Genomic DNA, 19600 nt, shown 5'->3' with positions numbered 1-19600 from the left:
TAAGAAAATAGGAGTGAGATAAATGTCAGTTGATGCATATCTTAATTTTAATGGGAATTGTCGAGAAGCAGTAGAGTTCTACGCAGAGGTTTTTGGAACGGAACAACCAAATATCATGACCTTTGGGGAAACACCGCCTAATCCGGAATTTCCCCTTCCAGAAGAAGCGAAAGATCTAGTCATGCATACAAGGCTAAATATTAGTGGAAGCAATATCATGTTTTCAGATACTTTTCCTGGTATGCCTTTTGTAGAAGGAAACAATATCAGCCTGGCATATGTCAGTAATGATTTAGATGAAATTAAATCGATTTTTAACAAATTAAGTGAAGGCGGCAAGGTTGGGCTAGAGCTCCAAGAAACATTCTGGAGTAAAATTTACGGTCAGTTAACCGATAAATTCGGGATCCAATGGCAATTTAACTCCGAGAGCTGAGAAACGAAATTTGGATATAGGACTTTTCACTGGTGAGAAGTTTCTATATCCTTTTGTGTGTTTCAATCACCGTGAGGCAAGGATATTGTAACTCGCATAGGATTAAGGGGATTAGTTAAATGATGGGTTAGAATACACAAAACGTTACACTAACCCTTACATAATTTTCTTGGGTCATGATAAATGGTATATAGTAATAGGGTACCGTTTTCCTGGCTAACATGAAAAACAATAAAGGAGAAAAATCATGAAAAATAAAATTCAAAAAATTACAACCAACTTGTGGTTTGATACACAAGCTGAAGAGGCGGCGAATTTCTACACTTCCATATTCGAAAATTCTAAGATCGGAAGAATCACTCGCTATGGAAATGCAGGAAATCAAATCCACGGGAAGCCAGAGGGATCAGTGATGACCGTGGAGTTTGAACTGGACGGACAAGCATTCGTAGCATTAAATGGCGGTCCGCAATTCAAATTCACCGAGGCAATATCATTTATCATCAATTGCGAGGACCAAGAAGATGTGGATTATTATTGGGAAAAACTATCCGAAGGCGGAGATGAAAAGGCGCAAGTGTGCGGTTGGCTGAAAGATCGATTTGGTGTGTCATGGCAAATTGTCCCTGAAAATCTAACCGAGATGGTAAACGACTCCGCCCCTGAAAAATCGGAAAGAGTAATGAAAGCGCTGCTCCAAATGAAGAAAATCGACATTAAAACTTTAAAGCAGGCGTATATAGGATAGGTCCCTAAGAAACATCTATCAAGTAAGTTGTATTCATTCCTGAAAAGTATACGATTTTGAAGTAACTAAAGCCTAGTTTTTCGGTATTGCAGGTATGAAATTAGGTTTTGATATCTAAATTTCCTAAAAGTTTTAATCCGGATTTTCCTGGCGATTTCCCTATTAGTAAGGATAAACTTTCTTAAGTATAATATCATAAATGATCTAGATGGTTTTTAAGGGAGAAATAGAAACAATGGACAATATATTTATAACAGCACTACAACATGGCGATGAAATCATAGAAAGAAAAATCCGCTACGACTCCATAGTAGTAGAACATATCTGTTTGCTGTTAAAAGCAAAAAATCAACATGTCGTGCTTTTTCATGAAATCATGGATTCGTTCACGATGAAAGCGGGTCATATAAAATTAACCATTCCTATAGGCAGTTATACGATTGCTTATTATTGGAAAGACCGTCCTTATAATTTATACATTTGGAGAGATAACGACGGAAACTATTTAGGATCCTATTTTAATATTGTAAGAAATACATATATGGCGGATAAGTTGGTATCCTTTGAGGATTTGATCATTGATATCTTGGTGCTTCCGGGTGGGGCACATTTTATTTTAGACGAGGAAGAGTTACCTGTGCCATTAGAGCAATTTGAGAGTGGTTATGTTAAACAAGTTCTAATCTCTTTACTTGATTCCATTGATATTCTTCTTTCACAAACCATTTCAGAATCCGAGAAGCTCTTTAAACATAAAGACCTCCTTTCATTGCTGAACAACAAATGACATTGGCTTTGATTCTTTAAACTCGACAACATGAAAAAAAGCCTACTACATTCAGTAGGCTTTTTGTTCTCCATCACTCACCATCAGCTTGAGCCGATATACTGTCGGCAAGATCCTCAATGTTCTTAGATACCTTCGCACTGTATGAGTAGTCACCGTAGCAATATGGGTATCGAAAATTATCTTTGTCACCGCCGCAATCATAGAGCGTGGGGTTTTTTTCGACCTGAAGCATGGAGAACTTCTTTGCAAGCTCTTCATTATGCTTACCCCCTTCATTCGCAATGAAATCAATATAACCAATTCCCATGTTATATGCTTGAAGGATCGTGGCAAAATCCACGCCTTTTTCATTGCCATATTCATTGATCCTTTTAAAATGTTTCACTCCATACTTAATGCTTTCCGTTGGATCTGTGATTGTATTTGGATCAAGGCCCGCTGACTCAGATGCCTGCATTGGGTCACCGCCCCGTCCTCGGCTTTCCTGCTGCATCAAAGCAATCAATGTCGAAGTATGCTCCTCAAGTCCGTATTTAGCCAACTCGTCTCGCAGAAGTGAACTATACTTTTTCACGTTCGCAAAAGAATCAAGCGTATTTACTGATGTGGTAACATTTTCGGAATAGGGGGTTTGCATAATCTCCTTAATGAGCAAAAATGCAAAAACCAGGATAAAAATGGTAAAAACTTTCTTTGATTTCTTACGTTTCTTCTTCTTCACATTCTCTCTCCGATATCTATAAGTTAATATATTTATATCTTAACAAATAGTAAGACTAATAACTATTTAGAATACCCAATTAAATGTTCTGCAAATGAGATTATCAGTAATTGAAATTAATATATTTTCTTCAATTCTAAACTTAACCGCAAAAATCTTAAAAGGAACAAAGTCACACAGTGCATATTTTATCTGACTATGAGACACCCTACTGGTTGGAGGTGATATGTATGGACAAGAAGAATGAAAAAGAAGAAATCCTTGATGATAAAAAGAAAAAATATAGAAACGAGTTTGGGGCAGATCCAGATGAACAAGAAATGAATGGTCTGTATGGTATGCTGGAAACTGAATATGAAGATAAGCTACACGATAAAGAAAAGTAACGATGGGTTCCTTGAAAATTTGCAAATCCTTTATATGGCGTTTTTCTATGTGTTCATATTCTAAAAGTTCGTATATAGTTTCATATGAACTGATTTTTGAATATGCAAAAAAACGAAAACCGAGAAAGTCTTCGTTTTGTCCAAATTTAAACTCATTTGGTCATTAACTAAAAGGATACGATTAAAAAGGGAGTGACCTACTGTCACTCCCTTGCTCAATTAGTATTGTGAAGATTGTCCGCCATCAATCGGAATGACTACACCGTTGATGAACTCTGATTCCCCTGATAACAGGAAGGCGACTAAACGGCCGACTTCTTCAGGTTTACCGAAGCGTTTCTTAGGATTCACACTGACGAAATCCGCCATTGCTTCTTCCCAATTCTCTCCGCCTATTTGCCTGAATGATCCCTCTACCATCGCTGTTAAGATTACTCCTGGTGCAATGGCATTTATGCTGATACCATATTGACCATATTCTATGGCAGCAGTCTTTGTTAAGCCTGCTACAGCATGTTTACTTGCAACGTATGCAGCTTGGTTAAGCACAGCACGAATCCCGCCTACAGAAGCCACGTTCACGACTGCCCCTGAGCCTTGTTCCTTCATGATTGGCAGAATGTATTTCATACCATAGAATACACCATTGATATTGATGTCCGTTACTTTGTTGAAAACGTTGCTATCGTATTCAGCCATAGGGGCCTGTTTACCTTCGATACCCGCATTATTATAGAATCCATCGACTCTGCCATATTTGCTGACTGTTTGGTCTACATACTTCTTTACTGCTTCTTCATCCGATACATCTGCAGTGACGAGGAGCACTTCCGATTGTGGTGCAATTTCCAAGATTAATTTTTTTGTCGATTCCAAAGATGCATCGTTTAAATCAACTAATGAAAGTTTTGCCCCTTCTTTAGCCATTTCCAATGCGGCTGCTTGTCCTAAACCTGACCCTGCCCCAGTAATGATTACAACTTTGCCATCGAATCGTTTGCTCATATGTCAAAACTCCCTTTTTAAGTTATCTCGAAATTGTATTTGATTATATTGATTAGCCCTTAAAGCTTAAGAATCCATCATCAACAGGAATGACTTGTCCATTAATGGCATCCGCTTTTTCAGAGAACAAGAACGTTACAACTTCAGCAACTTTTTCTGGCTGAATCAATTTTTTCCTCATATGAAGTTGTGCCAAACTGTCCAGGAACTCTGGATCTTCACCAATGATCGGCGTTTCGATAAAACCTGGTGCAACACCGACAACGCGAATCCCATATTGCGCAAGTTCAATTGCACCGGATTTAGTCATCGCGATGACTGCTGCTTTTGCAGCATGGTAATTAAAGCTGCCAATAGAAACCATCGTCCCATATATTGAGGCTGTATTAACGATCGTTGCGCCTGTTACACCAAGCTCGACCATCTTCCTTGCTGCATAATACATGCCATAATAAACACCGTGTTGGTCAACATCAACTACTCTGTGGTATGATTCTGGATCCATCTCCAAAAATGGTTTTACTAGTCCAATTCCAGCGTTGTTGAAAATGCCATTGATGGTGCCATGATTGGCAATTGCAGCTTCGACCATCGCTTCCACTTCTTCCGCTTTAGCTACATCCACTTTCACAAAAGATGCCGTGCCTCCCTTTTGTTGAATAGATTCTGCCGTTTCTTTAGCGGCAATATCATTATAATCTGCAGCTACGACGATAGCTCCCTGGTCAGCTAATTTATATGCCGTTTCCTTCCCAATTCCGCTGCCCGCTCCTGTAATTATTATGACCTTTCCTAGTAAACTCATGTATTCGTCCCCCTATAACAAAGTTCGTTGCTTATTAGATTAAAATGGCCCCTCCGTCGATTACAAGTTCTTGACCCGTAATGTGGCTGGAAAGATCGGATACTAAGTACATCATTAGATTTGCAATTTCCTGCGGCTCAGCATACCTGCCATCCGGAGTCGTTGCTTCCAACTGTTTTCTAGCCGTTTCAGCTGCCGCGGAATCTCCTTGACCAAATCCGCTTTCAATCGACCGCATCATAGCCGTGTTGACGACACCTGGACAGACGGCATTCACCCGGACACCATGTGGAGCAACTTCGACACCAGCTGTTTTCGTCATTCCTAGAACCGCATGTTTACTAGCGCCATACGCCACCATGTTTGGCGTTGCCAGTAAACCAGCTCCAGAAGCTGTATTCACGACCGCCCCGCTTTTTTGTTCAATCATATGGGGCAATACATGTTTCATGCCCAAGAAAACACCGCGTACATTTATTGACATTAATTGATCGAAAACCTCAGCAGGATAGTCGATAAGCGGCATTATTTTGCCTTCCCAACCTGCATTATTCAAGAAAATATCGATTTTCCCATAGAAATCTATCGTTTTTTGAACATAATTTTTTATATCGTCTTCCCTTGTAACATCAGCTTTAACGAATTTCGCTTCGCCGCCTTTTTCTTTGATTTTATTTACCGTTAGCATGCCAGCCTCTTCGGAAAGGTCTACAACAACCACTTTGGCACCATTTTCTGAAAGTGTAATAGACGCTGCCCGGCCGATACCCCCGCCGCCGCCGGTAACAATTGCTACTTTTTCTGTAAAATCAAATGCTTGCATATTATTCTCCCTTTCTCCCTTTGATCTTGGTGATAATATTCTTGCTTGAATACGATTACATAATAACATTCTTTTTGTCGATTGTCGACAATTTGGTTTTAGAGTCAAAGACTCTACATCACTCCACGATTCAGGGCTTCATGAATTTCATTTTTTGCTTTAACTAAATCATCTTCTAGAATGGCCTCAATGGACATCTTTAATTTAAAATGGAAGCTTTCCATCGTTTCTGTATTCCATTGACTTTGGGCAAAAACCATGAGGATATGACTGGCTTCTTCAAAAAATCTTGATAATGCTTTATTATTTGCGATTGAAAAAATATATCGAAATATCTGTGTAGCCCTTTTTTGATACTCGATAACATTACCTTTTTCACACTCATCTGTTGCGCTTTCCAAATGCTTTCGTAATGATTGCTTATTTTCTGCGTGCCAATTCCCTTGGGAAAATTCAATGCCCATCTGGATCAGTCCGATCGTAGCATCATTATATTCAATGATTTCCCTTTGTGAAAATGGCTTGACGATCGTTCCCCGCCTCGGAATTCTCTCAACAATACCGTCAACCTGCAGTAGATAAAGGGCTTCGCGTACTGGTGCACGGCTAGTATTCAATTCTTTGGAAATGTCTTCTTCGACGATTTTCTCTCCAGCTTCTATTTCACCTTCAATGATTTTTTTTAAAATATGTTTAGCGATTTGTTGTGGTAACGATTCTCCAAAATAAATGCCATCTGTTAAATTGGAAGTATTTCCAAACATCTTTCAGCACTCCTATACTTCTATAATTAATTGTGGTTGTTTTAGTATAACATAAGGATAGGAATTAACTTCCTTTAAAAATTACATCCTTAATGCTAACCAGCCAAGAAAAACATATTTTCCTATATGGAAAAGCTCAAAAAGACTTAATGTCCAATCGCTTGGTTCGAAGAGTTATACATACCCTACTGATTTTAGGGTTAAAATGCAACAGATCTAGAGCCCCTTTAATATAAAGGGCTCCATGTGTACTTTCTAATCAACTAGCCTCGGTTTCGCTGGATCGCAGTTTGGCTTTTCCGTGTCTGTCGATTCAGCGAGTTTCGTTAAATAATAACATTCTTCACGCCACATATGATCTGCCATTAATGGCGAAAGCGTTCCAAGAGCCTGCGCACTAAGGTCAAGCTCCTCCAATTCAAGCAGGAAGTGCTGGAAGAATTTAATTTCCAATGTGACGTCCGCATTCATTTTTTCCAATGCTGGGAATGTTGACAGATTGGTTCGTAAAAATCCAGCCATTTCAACAGCTTTAAAATAAAAATCATTAAAATGTTTTTTATATTGGTCACTTTTCTCTTTTAATCTTTTTTCAACTTCATCCATATTGGATGATATTGCACCTGCATGTCCTGCTGCATCTAACAGCCAAACTAAATGATGATGAAGTTCATGAAAAAGCGGCGGCATTTGATCTGAATTGAAGTATTTCAATAATCTTAAATATTCTTCTAATTCGTTCACCATATGATTAAGGAATGAGGGTGAAAGATGTATTTTTATTTTACCTACCAGGTGTTCTTTAATCAGGCTTAACTTAAACTCCCGAAATCTTAATGTCTCTTCTTCTGCGATGGCAGTAAGTTGCGAAATCTCTTCCGAATTGGCTTTACCAAGGAGAGCATCAAAAACTTGAATGAATTCAGAGGCAATTTCAATGTTTTCCACTTCAACCGGAGCTAAAGACTCATGGATGAACCTCGCATGGTCTCCTAAGATTTGCAGCCAAAACCGATGTTCGAATCTTGCTGTTTTCTCCAAAAACTCGTTCATTTTCTCTCCCCCATAATTTAAAGTATAAGAAACTCACTTATAATATTCCTAAACCTACAAACATATTAATATAAATTATATAAGGCGTAATGAAGCCTTAACTTGATCCTATACCAGCAGATTGCTCTCACACCAACAAATTAATGTGGTATTGGAGTTGCTTAATACAAATTTAAACCAACCTTATATTTATATTGATTTAATCGTTCTGAAAGTAGTGAAATTTTCAAATTAAAGTCGGTAGGAGGCAGGTAGATTGTCAAAAGAATTAATAAGTTACATTGACTATCCAATGGAGAAAATTCCAGGAGGAGAAATAAAATTAAGGGACGATAGAATTAAAAGCGAATGGAAAGCTGAAATAAGACCGTTCCTACTTGCCCGTTATCCTGTTACTGTGGATTTCTACTATGCCATTACAAATAAATCACCTAATTTTTTTGATCGGAATCTAAAACCTGTTGTGAATATTTCTTGGAATGATGCAATTTCTTTTTGTAATCTACTTTCACAGAAAGCTGGACTGGGAGAGTGTTATTCTAAAAATGGGGAATTCTGAATTTTAAATCCCCTATTTACATACACCCCAAACCGCTGAACAAAATAAACATCCAGTTTTACAACAAGAAAAACCCTGCTTCATCACTTTGAACGTGAGTTGCAGGGTTTCTAATTTAAATAAATGAAGTATTTAGATGCTTGATTATACCTTCTCTGTTACTGCTGTGAATCGCTTTAAGAATGAAAGTATTTTTTGGTAGACGGCAATTTCATTTTCTTTTTTGGAAAATCCATGTCCTTCATCTTCTAGAAGCATATAATCGACATCTCTTCCTTTATCCTTCAAGGCTTGAACGATTTGATCTGATTCCTCTTTGACGACACGGGGATCGTTTGCTCCTTGAATGACAAGCATTGGCTTTATCATCGATTCTAAATAGGTGATAGGTGAATACTCGATTAGTTTTTCTTTATCTTTTTCCGGATTTCCTACCCACTGATCCATGATTGGCTTCCAGTCTTCTGGAACGGAATTGATAAATGAGAAGAGGTTGGATGGACCGAAAATATCGACAACTGCCTTAAAATAATCTGCATGTCGTCCGTGCAGCAGAAGTGCCATATACCCTCCGAAGCTTCCGCCCATCAATAAGATATTACCTTTTTGTGCATATCCTTGGTCTATTAGCCAATCAAGGCCGGCTACATTATCAAGTCGTGGCCCATTTCCCCAATCTCCCTCTACCATTTTCGTGAATTCCAAGCCATAACCAGTAGAACCGCGGAAGTTTGGCGCAAAAATACTGTAACCGTGATTCAGGAAAAATTGAAATGAAGCTCTGAAGGACTTCCGTTCTGCCGCTTGAGGTCCTCCATGAGGCCAAAAAATGACTTCACCATTGTCATTTTCCTTTTTTGCCCTAAAAAATAACGACTCGATCTCCAGGCCATCAAAGGAAGTGTATGTAATGATGTCGGGTTCAACCAATTCATCAGAATCGACGCCAGGAACAGTATATTTAGTTAATGATACCCACTCATCACCTGTATTTTTATAGATATTATGAGGCTTTGTTGCGCCCATGCCAAATAAGTAAAGCGTGCCTGATGCAGCAACCTCAAGCTTATTAATGACGCTGCATGGTACGGGGATGTTTCTCCAATTTTCATTTTGCAGATTGAATTCATATAATTGATCCTCTACACCCTTTTGACTGGTTATATATAAAAGTTGATTCTCTTTACTATAATTAATGGCAGTAAAACTCTCATTCTCCAATTCTTTAACTTTACAGAATTTGTTTGTTTCAAGGTTGTATGAAGCCAAATAGGTAAAGTCCGAATCATAATCAGTCAATAAATATATCATCGAATCCGAAACAAAAACACCATCATTCACTGTATGCTGTTTCTCAGTGGGCGGAGTGAGCAGGATATCTTCGTTCCCTTGTTTTGCATATAGAAGCGTATTTGTATTGGAAAAGTGTTTATAGTAAAGTAAGGTTTCTTCATCAGGGCTGAAGCCAAATAAATAGGTCGCTGCATCCTTCCCCTCCAATACCAGCTTTTCCTGTCCTGATTCTAAATCTAAACAATAGGCATTTAGAAAGGAAGCATTTCCTCTGGATGTCGTGTAATAAAGCTTTTTACTGTCATTGGATAATTTCGGCATGAAATTACGTGTATTTTCATGATGAACGATTTCCTTCATTGTCCCGCCATTCAAAGGAACACCGTAAAACTGGGTATTTTCATTACCGTCTTGGTCGAAACCAGCAATTATGAACCGGCTTTTCTTATCATATATCAGTGCTTGGCAGCTTTGATCAATGGTTGTAAGCGGATAAGGAAAGGAGTTTGGCAAATCCATTCCCCATAAATTATACTTGCCGCTCAAATTGGTGCTGAAAACCAGATGTTTTTCATCTGGACTTACGGCAAAATCAGCAATGGAAAAAGTTCGTAAAAATTGCTCAACATCAGGTTTTGGAAAAGTGATCATCATTGGCAACCCCTTACTTTTATAATATTAAGAAATATCCGTAAATAATTATACCATATTTTTCCTTGTAACTACAGGTAAATAAACTCCCGCAAAAAATTGCTGCCTGATAAATGAATTAATCAGCTACGATCAAAACATCAAGATGTCTGACTTCTCGTAGAAGACGAGCTACAATAGATCCACCCATAATTTCTTGCCATCTCGTTCTTGCTGATTGTCCTAAAATGACTTGTGTTGCTTTTTTTGTCTGTAATTGTTTCTTGATCTCCTTGAACACAGATCGTCTATCCCTGGTTGTATATATTTCAAAAATGCCTCCTAAGCGATGTGTAAGGCTTAACAGTTTATCAAGTATCAACTTTTCATCAGATTGCATTTCATATTGATGTTTGACGAAAATAACATACCACTCCGCTTTAAGTCGGTAGGCTATACGGAACCCCCTTCTAATTAAACGCTCAGAATCCTCTCTAAGATTGACACAGACAAATATCACTTCATCTTTTCTCCATGGCCCCCTTACTCCTTCCTTACGTTTCATTGATTCTAATCTGTCATCCACATCATCCGCCAATTCACGGAGCGCAAGTTCTCTCAACGCTATAAGATTCTTTGTCTTGAAGAAATGGCCAAGGGACTGTTCCACTTTATCCATGGCATATATATTACCTTCCTCCATCCTTTTTCTAAGCGCATTTGGTGAAATATCGATCAACTCAAGTTCATCCGATAATTGGAGAATGTTGTCAGGTACTGTTTCTCTTACAGAAACACCTGTAATTTGCTTTACACTATCTTTCAAGCTTTCTATATGTTGAATATTCATCGTGGAAATAACCGATATTCCAGCGTCCAAAATGGTCATTACATCTTGATATCTTTTTTGATTTTTGTTTCCCGGTACGTTCGTATGTGCTAATTCATCTATTAAGACCACTTCAGGATTCCGAATGATAACGGTATCTAGATCCATTTCCTCCAATAATACGTTTTTATATCGAATTAGTTTTTTAGGCAGGATTTCCAAATTTCCCACTTGGGCAATTGTCTCTTTTCGACCGTGGGTCTCCAATAGTCCAATCACTACATCAATTTCGTTTTCCTTCAATTGATTTGCTTCCCTTAGCATTGTATAGGTTTTACCAACACCAGGAGCAGCTCCGAGATAAATCTTAAATGTCCCTTTTTTCACCCGTTCCACTTTATCGTGCATTTCATCAGGGGAGAGTCTGCGATAAGGATTTTTCTTCTTTTTTTCCGTCTTGATTGCGGGGATGATCCTCTCGCCAAATGCTTTTACACGGTCTGCCATAATATATACATCGATGCTTTTTGACTTTCTCATTATTTTATTGACTATTGAACCGTTGACCACTTCTTCCCACACTGGCTTTTTTGATTGACCCAAGATAATTCGTGTTATTTGATGCTGCATGGAAAATCCGACTATTTCTTCTGCTATTTCGTCTCCAGTCATTATAATCTCAAAAAAACTCCCATTTAATTTATTGACCAGTTTTTGCATGGAGCTTTTAAAGATTTCTTCCTCTTTTGATAGTTTTTTTGATAGTGGGATAAAGCTGGCGATTAAAAATTCACCGCCCAACCGCTTGGCAATTTGATCTCCTCTTCTTATTAATATGGAGCCATTCCAATGATATTGTACACAGACCAATATTCGTTCCGTAGCACCAGAAGGCCCCAATAGCCCTTCTTGTTCCCTTTGTTCAATCAGGTCCTCTTCCACTTCTTCCGCTAAAAACCGAAGTGACAATTCCCTAAGAGTGGCTAGATTACCATTGTTGTAAAACTGTAATGGACCTTTGTCTTTTTCACTTATTTCCCCTTTTTGCAGACGTTTTAATATGGCTTCAGGTGTGACGTCCAATAAACGTACTTCATCAGCCTTTGTCAATGTATCTTCTGGAAGCGTAACCTCTACGTGAAGTGAAAGATTCAGTAATTGCTCTGCGACTTTCTTCACTCCTTTCAACTCATAAATATTTATGGTCGTAATGACACTGATTTCATGATTAATCAGTTCCTTAACATCATCCAAACGGGTGGCGTTTTTTGCATTTATATGGTTTTCATGTGCCAATCGATCAATTAAAACAACTTCGGGATTCCGTTTATAAATCTTATCTAAATCAATATCCTGTTCTATGTGTCCATTTTGCTCCCATTCTATAGTGGGAATAAGTTCAAGACTGCCTAATTGTTTAAGTGTTCCAGGACTACAGGACTTGTTGACCACACCGACAACTACATCAATCCCACGTTTCTTTAATTCATTTCCTTCAAGCAGCATTTGGTAGGTCTTGCCTGAACCGCTTACCGCACCAAGTATAATTTTGAGCCTTCCCCTTTTGATATTGGAAATCGACTCTAGAATTTCATCTGGTGTTTTCCTTCGAAATTGTTCCGACATATTAGCCCTCCAATTATTATATTAAAAGGAGAGTCTACTAAACTCTCCAGAACATAGTTATTTCAATTCATCCAATGCCATATTCAACTCCAAAACATTAATTCGGGGTTCACCAAAAATCCCAATTGATCGGCTGCTCGTATGTTTTTCCACTAGAAGGTATACTGTTTTTTCAGATAATCCCCTTTCGAGAGCAATACGAGGAACCTGTACCTTCGCACCATTAGGGGAAATATTGGGATCAAGTCCTGAACCCGAATTCGTCATTAAGTCAGATGGTATATCCGCCTTATCGATAGCAGGGTTTTCTTTTAAAAACTTTGAAATGTCTTTTTTTGTCCGATTTATGAATCCCTCATTTGAAGAAGCAAAGTTCGGCGTACCTGAACCAGCCGCATCATATTCAATAGAAGAAACACGGCCATGAAAATACCCAGGATCTTTAAAAGATTGACCGATCATTTCCGAACCGATCCATTCACCAGATTCATTTTTAATTAAACTGCCCTCTGCTTTTGCGGGCATCATCAACTGTGCCATTCCCGTCATCAAAATCGGATATGCCATCCCACAAATGATTAGAAGCACCAAAACCAATCTGATATTTTTCAACATGGATTTCCACCCACCCATAATTTATATTTTCAAGCCACTTTTAAGACAACAAGAAGCAAATCAATTAATTTAATTCCCAAGAAGGGGACTAACACTCCTCCTAATCCATACAAGAACAAATTCCTGGTCAATAATCTTGTTGCGCTCATAGGAAGATATTTAACACCTTTCATAGCCAAAGGGATAAGCAATGGAATGATGATGGCGTTAAATATTAAAGCTGATAATATGGAACTTTGGGGTGTCGCCAATCCCATAATGTTCAGGGCTTTCATTTGAGGTATCGCCAGCATGAACATGGCTGGGATTATCGCAAAATATTTAGCTACATCATTAGCGATGCTAAAGGTTGTCAATGCCCCCCGGGTCATGAGCAGCTGTTTGCCAATGGCTACCACTTCAATGATTTTGGTGGGATCTGAATCTAAATCCACCATATTAGCGGCTTCCTTCGCCGCGTTTGTCCCTGTATTCATCGCCAATCCCACATCTGCCTGCGCCAATGCTGGCGCATCGTTTGTACCGTCTCCAGTCATGGCAACAAGCTTGCCATCCTCTTGTTCCCGCTTGATGACAGAGATTTTATCTTCTGGCTTAGCCTCGGCGATAAAATCATCGACACCTGCTTCTTTGGCGATTGTTTCAGCTGTTAACGGGTTATCTCCTGTGCACATTATGGTTTTAATACCCATTTTTCTTAATTCGTCAAAACGTTCCTTCATGCCTGGCTTCACTGTATCTTTCAAATATATTGTGCCGAGTATACGGCTTCCCTCTGTGACAACCAATGGAGTGCCGCCTTTTTTGGCCACTTCATCACAAGTGTCTTTCAAACCGATAGGCACTTTCCCTCCCTGATGCACTATATATTTCATTATCGTATCAACTGCACCCTTTCTGACCCTTTTCCCGTCAGGAAAGTCCGTTCCGCTCATTCTGGTTTCCGCCGTAAATTCAACACCTTCAGTACCGTTTTTATCCAGCCATTTTTCAGGTAATCCATTTTTTTTGGCTAATTCCAAAACAGACCGGCCCTCAGGGGTTTCATCATGTAAAGATGCGTATACGGCATATTGGTTAAGCTCTTCCTGACTAATGCCGATAGCCGGTATTAAGGCAGATGCCATCCGGTTACCATGTGTTATTGTTCCTGTTTTATCAAGGATGATCGTATTGATATCACCTGCGGCTTCCACCGATTTTCCAGACTTTGCAATTACATTGAATTGAGTTACCCTATCCATACCTGCTATTCCTATCGCCGAGAGTAAGCCCCCGATTGTTGTGGGGATCAGGCAAACCAGCAAAGCTACCAGGGTAGCGGTTGGAAGGGTAACTTGAATATATGACGCAATCGGTACCAGAGTGGTACATACAAGTAAAAAGATGATGGTTAAGCTAATCAGTAATGTACCAAGTGCGATTTCATTCGGTGTTTTTTGCCTTTTTGCTCCTTCGACCAAATTGATCATGCGATCAAGGAAGGATTCACCAGGGTCTGCACCGACTTTAACTTTGATAAAATCACTGATGACTTTTGTACCTCCTGTTACCGAACTGAAATCTCCCCCAGGTTCTTTTATTACGGATGCCGATTCACCCGTGATCGCTGATTCATCGATAGCGGCCACTCCTTCAATGATTTCTCCATCCGACGGTATTATATCGTTTGCCTTCACTAAAACCATATCGCCTTTGCGTAATTGCAAGGCATCGACTATCATTACGGAACCATCTTTTTGAATCAACCTAGCTTTAGCATCCTGCTTTGTCTTTTTGAGACTATTGGCTTGTGCTTTTCCACGTCCCTCTGCTAGAGCTTCGGCGAAATTAGAAAAAATGATCGTTACGAATAAAATGATGGTTACTGCAACGTTATACCCCCTATCAGACACTCCGCCAAGAAGCGCAGGAAATATTGATAGAAGAAGCGTAATGGCAAACCCCACTTCTACTACAAACATGACTGGATTGCGTGACATAACTCTTGGATTCATTTTTTTGAGTGCATCTTTACCAGCCTCGTAAACAATATTCTTATTTACATTCGCTATTTGCTCTATGCTCATTTGAAATGCCCCTTTTCAACATTTATCTTATCGTAAGCCACTCAGCAACTGGACCAAGTGCAATTATTGGAAAGAAAGTCAAAGCTCCAATAATCAAAACTGAAGCTAAAAGAATGACAAAGAACGTACCATTATCCGTTTTGAATGTTCCGATAGTCTCAGGAACACGCTTCTTTACCAGTAATGATCCTGCGACTGCAATCATGGCAATCATTGAAAAATAACGTCCGAATAACATGACTAAACCAGTGGAAACATTCCAAAAAGGTGTATTGTCTCCTAATCCTTCAAAACCCGAACCATTATTTGCTGCTGAAGAGGTAAACTCATAAACTACTTGAGTAATACCATGAAAGCCCGGGTTTGATATAGCTGCTGAACCCATTTGTGTCGCTAAAGCGATGGCAGATGGAACTAATATGATCAATGGGTGGATCAGAATCGCTATAGCTATTAACTTCATCTCCCGGCCTTCAATTTTCTTACCCAAAAACTCAGGTGTACGTCCCACCATAAGTCCGGCAAGAAATACAGCCAATATTGAGTACATGAGAATATTGACCGTACCCACACCATCGCCGCCAAATACACAGTTCACCATCATCATTGCAAGTGGAGCTATACTTCCCAGCGGTGTTAAGGTATCATGCATATTATTTACCGATCCTGTAGTTGCAGCTGTAGTTATACTGGTGAATAATGCACTCTGAGCCACCCCGAAGCGCACCTCTTTCCCCTCCATGCTCCCCTCCGTTTGCGAGAGGCCAATTTGCTCCAAAGCTGGATTACCATTTTTCTCATTAATATACGTAATGCTTAAGAAGAGTAATAACATGAATGCCATCGCCAAAAATAGGATCCAGCCTAGCTTCTTATTCCTCGCCATATATCCAAAAGTCAACGGAAGGGCAGAAGGTATAAGAAACATGGATAATATTTCTAAGACATTCGTGAAACCATTAGGATTTTCAAATGGATGGGCTGAGTTGACCCCAAAGAAACCTCCCCCATTTGTGCCTATGTGCTTTATGGATTCTAGTGCCGCTACAGGTCCCCTTGCTATATTTTGGGTGTCTCCTTCCAATGTTGTCGCAACTGCCGTTGGGCTAAATGTTTGCGGTACGCCTTGGGATACTAGGACTAAACCAATCAATATCGATAAGGGAAGCAGAACCCGGGTAATCGTTCGGATTACATCCACATAGAAGTTTCCTAGACTCCGGTGGCTTGTTAAGCCCCTAAAAAAAGCTATACATAAAGCAATGCCGGTGGCCGGGGTCGTGAACATCAAGAATATGATCACTGCCATTTGAGATAAATAAGAAAGTCCCGATTCTCCACTATAATGCTGTAAATTGGTATTCGTAAGAAAGCTTGCAGCTGTATTCAGTGCCAACAATGGCTCCATGTTGTCAATCTTACTGGGGTTGCCAGGTAACTCCCCTTGGAAGCGAATGATAATATAAGAGATTATGAACATCACTAAATTACTTATCAGCAGTGCCTTGGCGTACTGCTGCCATTTCATATCTCCCGTTTTAATGCCGGATAGCTTAAAGATAAACCTTTCCATCCTTCCAAACACGCGATCTTGTTTCGTTAATTCAAGGGAATAAACATCCGTTAAATATTTAGCCATTGGTATCGCCAATACAACCGCAATTGCCAATACCACAACGATTTGCAATAGATCCATTTACTTCTCCTCCGTAAGTCACCCTTAGTATTTTTCCGGATATATGAGGGCATGTATTAAATACAACGTTACCGCCCCGACGATTATCAATAAGAACATCTCCCTACGCTCCCTTTGCAATGACTTTATTACAAAAATGAATGAATCCTAAAAAGAATACTAACGGTATAGCCATTAATGAAATTGCTATACTATCCATTTTTTTCTTCTCTCCTCCCGCATTATAAAGCCTATTTTCTCCTTCTCCTTCACCTCCTTTAAGATACGTTTCATTAAACTGTTCTTTTGCTCAGAAAGACGTGCTTTAAGGCATAAAAAAAATAGACCAATGTTACTTTTCCCCCAGTTTGCAGCGCTGCACAAATGCAATCTCCTTCCTACAGCGTCATGAACCATGACGCATCAGAAAAAGAAAGATATACAGAAACAAACATTTTGTTGGAGAAAAAGTAATCATTGGTCTACTTAACGCCCAGCAAGCATTAGCGCCTACTCCACGATCCGTCTTCCAAGAAACCTTTTCAATTATAGGCATAATAAAAAAGACCTACGGAAATGTCAGATTGCCAATTTGCTATAGCATAACAAAAAAGCCTCCTGAATCAAGGTGGTCTTATGACCTCCTTCGCTTTAGCCGACGAAGTTAGCTGACGGGTAGGATGGCGAAAGAGTATCTCATCCCTTCTGCAAATGCAGAATTAACCCCAAAAATAGTGGGTCCTCCGTTCTCAATCACTTGAGATTTGGCCGGTATCTAATTGTTTTTCATGAGGATTATTGTACGCTCCTCATTCAAGGTTTGTAAACTAATAAAAACCATTAAAAACCTCCATATTTGATTAATTAAGACGATATTCACCCAATTTATCAGCAAGAATAATATATTTCTTCTATTTCCTAACTTTTTCACTTTTTTCTAAAGTTTTACAAAATTTCATTGACAGGAACTTAGACGTGGCATTATGATAAATCCCATAAATTCGTCAGATTAACTGGAGGCATTATGTCAATTACAAAGAAAAGGATCGAAGCTGAAATAAGCGAAGCATTCATTAAATTCCAGCGTGAATTGATTGGAAGAGGACCTCAGGAAACTAAAACATATATAATCAATGATATGTTGATAACCCGTTTCAAGGGTGTCCTTACTGTAGAGGAAAAGCACCTTGTGAGTCACAATTCAGGCAAAAAACTTGTGAAAAAAATGCGTTCACTACTTCGTGAAATGTACACTAAGGATTATGAAAAAATAGTTGAAGATCTTACCGGTTGTAAAGTACTTTCATCCCACAGTGATATTAGCACTAAAACAGGCGAAAGAATCGAAGTTTTCATTATGGATAAGGATTTGGAACGTCTTTTTGAAACCATCAAATAAAAGTTACAATTCTTCCACTTAAATATTATATTAAAATAGTTTTTAGCAAAACTTACATTTAGAAACATCAGTGGGGAACAATCATTATTTTCCCCTACTGATGTTTTTTATGGTTAACTTTTCTTTTAACCATCTTTATCATCATACATTCTCCAATTAAACCACCTGCTAGAAAATAAATAAAAGCGGTTGAATAATCTCCTTTTCAAATTAAATCACCAAAATTATTATATCAATAAAATTCCTTTTTTTCGATTATTGTCAGAATCATCACCTCGGATTCTCCTGTAACTTTTACTATCAAAACAATAATCTATTTCCATAACTCACCAGATACTATTTTTATCGGAGTTTATATTATTGAGCATCAATCGATATATCTTCTTGCTCCGGCATATTCCTCTCCGTATCCCGATGTTTTTATTTCATCTATCCTTACATGTGTTGAGCTGTTAGGCGAATGGATCATTTTGCCGTCACCAATATACATTCCGACATGATGGACCCTTCCTTTCCCTTTATCATAGGCAAAAAATAGTAAGTCACCTGGTTGAAGATTTTCTTGTTCCACCTTTTTGCCATGTTGCGCCTGAACGGAAGAGTCCCTTGGGATCGTTATTCCATTAGCATGATACATGGTATACGTAAATCCAGAACAGTCAAATCCAAAACCGGACATTCCAGCCCATAGGTAAGGTAGCCCTAAAAATCCTTTTCCTGTTTTAACGATGTCCTTTCCGGTTGGAGCAGGTATTTGATTGTCATTTTGATAGACTGATACGTCCTGCTTTTCTATCCATTTCGCTCCATTACTCGGTGTCATCACCTTCACTTTATCTTTTTTCACCTGCAATAACGGAAGGCGGGTATCGAAGCTGACCTCCATGAATTCGGACCGAAGTTTCGAATCCGAATAAAGCCAAGTCTTTGGGGCATTTACAAGGGCAAATCCTCGTTTAAATTGCTTCTCAAAAGAATTTCCGTCTTTTAATTGTGCCTTTGGCATCCATCCTGGATAACCAATATCATTGCGGGGCGTCGGTTGATTGGCAACGGCTACTTTCACCCATTCACCCCGACCTTCAAGAATCGTCACTTTAGAACCATATAAAGCTTGTGTTTCCAGGTTACCTACAAGCCACAGCTTGTCTTCATATTTCATCGAGCCGATCCATGCATTCAAATCAACGGGATTCGATGCAGAAGGAGCATCGATTTCCCTTAATAATCCCGGCTCAGTCCAAAGAGTGGCCACGCTTACATCAACATAGGCATTTCTCTGCTTCTCTCTTGAACTAGCTTCATTGGGACTGAATACTAAAATACCAATAGCAAATAAAGATAGCACAAAAACGGTTAACCTTTTCAAAATAA

General features: G+C 39.0%; 17 protein-coding genes, 1 pseudogene and 1 riboswitch. Of the genes and pseudogenes, 6 read left to right on the top strand and 12 right to left on the bottom strand.

Annotated features, from left to right (window positions below):
* Positions 1-22: 22 nt before the first annotated feature.
* The 3 genes from OSJ91_RS13665 to OSJ91_RS13655 all read left to right on the top strand — a co-directional run bounded on the left by OSJ91_RS13665 (position 23) and on the right by OSJ91_RS13655 (position 1971).
* The gene (locus tag OSJ91_RS13665; RefSeq protein ID WP_485891815.1) at positions 23-436 is read left to right on the top strand and encodes a VOC family protein; all 414 of its coding nucleotides are present in this window, start codon (positions 23-25) and stop codon (positions 434-436) included.
* 247 nt (positions 437-683) lie between these two features.
* Positions 684-1184: a VOC family protein gene (locus tag OSJ91_RS13660; protein WP_402902278.1), complete on the top strand. Its 501-nt coding sequence runs from the start codon at positions 684-686 to the stop codon at positions 1182-1184.
* A gap of 235 nt (positions 1185-1419) precedes the next feature.
* Complete coding sequence (locus OSJ91_RS13655; protein ID WP_485891814.1) at positions 1420-1971, top strand: DUF402 domain-containing protein; 552 nt, start codon at positions 1420-1422, stop codon at positions 1969-1971.
* A 73-nt stretch (positions 1972-2044) separates the two neighbouring features.
* On the opposite strand, the gene OSJ91_RS13650 is transcribed toward OSJ91_RS13655, so the two are convergent.
* Entirely contained in the window at positions 2045-2695 is a 651-nt protein-coding gene (locus OSJ91_RS13650; protein ID WP_485891813.1) for a lysozyme family protein, read from the bottom strand.
* Between the two features lie 230 nt (positions 2696-2925).
* Between OSJ91_RS13650 and OSJ91_RS13645 the strand changes: the two genes are divergently transcribed.
* Positions 2926-3081 (top strand): DUF4021 domain-containing protein, encoded by a 156-nt coding sequence (locus OSJ91_RS13645; RefSeq protein WP_082609346.1) that lies wholly within the window; start codon positions 2926-2928, stop codon positions 3079-3081.
* Positions 3082-3300: 219 nt separating this feature from the next.
* Here OSJ91_RS13645 and OSJ91_RS13640 read toward each other — a convergent pair whose 3' ends face one another.
* The 5 genes from OSJ91_RS13640 to OSJ91_RS13620 all read right to left on the bottom strand — a co-directional run bounded on the left by OSJ91_RS13640 (position 3301) and on the right by OSJ91_RS13620 (position 7531).
* Positions 3301-4086: a glucose 1-dehydrogenase gene (locus OSJ91_RS13640; RefSeq protein ID WP_485891812.1), complete on the bottom strand. Its 786-nt coding sequence runs from the start codon at positions 4084-4086 to the stop codon at positions 3301-3303.
* Between the two features lie 52 nt (positions 4087-4138).
* Complete coding sequence (locus tag OSJ91_RS13635; protein ID WP_485891811.1) at positions 4139-4891, bottom strand: SDR family NAD(P)-dependent oxidoreductase; 753 nt, start codon at positions 4889-4891, stop codon at positions 4139-4141.
* Between the two features lie 34 nt (positions 4892-4925).
* Positions 4926-5714 carry an SDR family NAD(P)-dependent oxidoreductase gene (locus tag OSJ91_RS13630; RefSeq protein WP_485891810.1) on the bottom strand — a complete coding sequence of 263 codons (789 nt, stop codon included), beginning with the start codon at positions 5712-5714 and terminating at the stop codon, positions 4926-4928.
* Positions 5715-5827: 113 nt separating this feature from the next.
* Positions 5828-6478, bottom strand: a complete 651-nt coding sequence (locus tag OSJ91_RS13625; RefSeq protein WP_350302652.1) for a GntR family transcriptional regulator — start codon at positions 6476-6478, stop codon at positions 5828-5830.
* Between the two features lie 255 nt (positions 6479-6733).
* Positions 6734-7531 carry a DUF2935 domain-containing protein gene (locus OSJ91_RS13620; RefSeq protein ID WP_485891809.1) on the bottom strand — a complete coding sequence of 266 codons (798 nt, stop codon included), beginning with the start codon at positions 7529-7531 and terminating at the stop codon, positions 6734-6736.
* Between the two features lie 292 nt (positions 7532-7823).
* On the opposite strand from OSJ91_RS13620, the pseudogene OSJ91_RS13615 reads away from it, so the two are divergent.
* Positions 7824-8072 (top strand): annotated as a pseudogene (locus tag OSJ91_RS13615) (SUMF1/EgtB/PvdO family nonheme iron enzyme); the annotation flags it as partial.
* Between the two features lie 162 nt (positions 8073-8234).
* Here the strand turns inward: OSJ91_RS13615 and OSJ91_RS13610 are convergent.
* The 5 genes from OSJ91_RS13610 to kdpA form a co-directional block, all read right to left on the bottom strand.
* On the bottom strand, positions 8235-10034 hold the full coding sequence (locus tag OSJ91_RS13610; protein WP_350302870.1) for a S9 family peptidase: 1800 nt from the start codon (positions 10032-10034) through the stop codon (positions 8235-8237).
* Positions 10035-10152: 118 nt separating this feature from the next.
* Positions 10153-12468, bottom strand: coding sequence for a histidine kinase (locus OSJ91_RS13605; protein WP_485891808.1), 2316 nt, complete (start codon positions 12466-12468; stop codon positions 10153-10155).
* A 57-nt stretch (positions 12469-12525) separates the two neighbouring features.
* On the bottom strand, positions 12526-13083 hold the full coding sequence (gene kdpC / locus OSJ91_RS13600; protein ID WP_485891807.1) for a potassium-transporting ATPase subunit KdpC: 558 nt from the start codon (positions 13081-13083) through the stop codon (positions 12526-12528).
* Between the two features lie 29 nt (positions 13084-13112).
* A complete protein-coding gene (gene kdpB, locus OSJ91_RS13595) occupies positions 13113-15152 on the bottom strand; it encodes a potassium-transporting ATPase subunit KdpB (RefSeq protein ID WP_485891806.1) in 2040 nt (679 codons plus the stop codon).
* 22 nt (positions 15153-15174) lie between these two features.
* Positions 15175-16848 (bottom strand): potassium-transporting ATPase subunit KdpA, encoded by a 1674-nt coding sequence (gene kdpA / locus OSJ91_RS13590; RefSeq protein WP_485891805.1) that lies wholly within the window; start codon positions 16846-16848, stop codon positions 15175-15177.
* A 617-nt stretch (positions 16849-17465) separates the two neighbouring features.
* Positions 17466-17607, bottom strand: a riboswitch (cyclic di-AMP (ydaO/yuaA leader).
* A 244-nt stretch (positions 17608-17851) separates the two neighbouring features.
* On the opposite strand from kdpA, the gene OSJ91_RS13585 reads away from it, so the two are divergent.
* Positions 17852-18226: a Na-translocating system protein MpsC family protein gene (locus OSJ91_RS13585; protein ID WP_350302645.1), complete on the top strand. Its 375-nt coding sequence runs from the start codon at positions 17852-17854 to the stop codon at positions 18224-18226.
* A gap of 367 nt (positions 18227-18593) precedes the next feature.
* Here the strand turns inward: OSJ91_RS13585 and OSJ91_RS13580 are convergent, their stop codons facing one another.
* Positions 18594-19595, bottom strand: coding sequence for a C40 family peptidase (locus OSJ91_RS13580; RefSeq protein WP_485891804.1), 1002 nt, complete (start codon positions 19593-19595; stop codon positions 18594-18596).
* Positions 19596-19600: the final 5 nt, after the last annotated feature.

Source organism: Bacillus sp. T-10(2022), assembly GCF_056502895.1.
The sequence above is the reverse complement of the archived record's forward strand: the minus strand, read 5'-3'. Positions and strand labels throughout refer to the sequence as shown.

Bases quoted from the DNA above. Each gene is read 5' to 3' on its own strand.
- OSJ91_RS13665 (WP_485891815.1), top strand. From the start codon at position 23: ATGTCAGTTGATGCATATCTTAATTTTAATGGGAATTGTCGAGAAGCA.
- OSJ91_RS13660 (WP_402902278.1), top strand. From the start codon at position 684: ATGAAAAATAAAATTCAAAAAATTACAACCAACTTGTGGTTTGATACA.
- OSJ91_RS13655 (WP_485891814.1), top strand. From the start codon at position 1,420: ATGGACAATATATTTATAACAGCACTACAACATGGCGATGAAATCATA.
- OSJ91_RS13645 (WP_082609346.1), top strand. From the start codon at position 2,926: ATGGACAAGAAGAATGAAAAAGAAGAAATCCTTGATGATAAAAAGAAA.
- OSJ91_RS13640 (WP_485891812.1), bottom strand. From the start codon at position 4,086: ATGAGCAAACGATTCGATGGCAAAGTTGTAATCATTACTGGGGCAGGG.
- OSJ91_RS13635 (WP_485891811.1), bottom strand. From the start codon at position 4,891: ATGAGTTTACTAGGAAAGGTCATAATAATTACAGGAGCGGGCAGCGGA.
- OSJ91_RS13630 (WP_485891810.1), bottom strand. From the start codon at position 5,714: ATGCAAGCATTTGATTTTACAGAAAAAGTAGCAATTGTTACCGGCGGC.
- OSJ91_RS13625 (WP_350302652.1), bottom strand. From the start codon at position 6,478: ATGTTTGGAAATACTTCCAATTTAACAGATGGCATTTATTTTGGAGAA.
- OSJ91_RS13620 (WP_485891809.1), bottom strand. From the start codon at position 7,531: ATGAACGAGTTTTTGGAGAAAACAGCAAGATTCGAACATCGGTTTTGG.
- OSJ91_RS13610 (WP_350302870.1), bottom strand. From the start codon at position 10,034: ATGATCACTTTTCCAAAACCTGATGTTGAGCAATTTTTACGAACTTTT.
- OSJ91_RS13605 (WP_485891808.1), bottom strand. From the start codon at position 12,468: ATGTCGGAACAATTTCGAAGGAAAACACCAGATGAAATTCTAGAGTCG.
- kdpC (WP_485891807.1), bottom strand. From the start codon at position 13,083: ATGTTGAAAAATATCAGATTGGTTTTGGTGCTTCTAATCATTTGTGGG.
- kdpB (WP_485891806.1), bottom strand. From the start codon at position 15,152: ATGAGCATAGAGCAAATAGCGAATGTAAATAAGAATATTGTTTACGAG.
- kdpA (WP_485891805.1), bottom strand. From the start codon at position 16,848: ATGGATCTATTGCAAATCGTTGTGGTATTGGCAATTGCGGTTGTATTG.
- OSJ91_RS13585 (WP_350302645.1), top strand. From the start codon at position 17,852: ATGTCAATTACAAAGAAAAGGATCGAAGCTGAAATAAGCGAAGCATTC.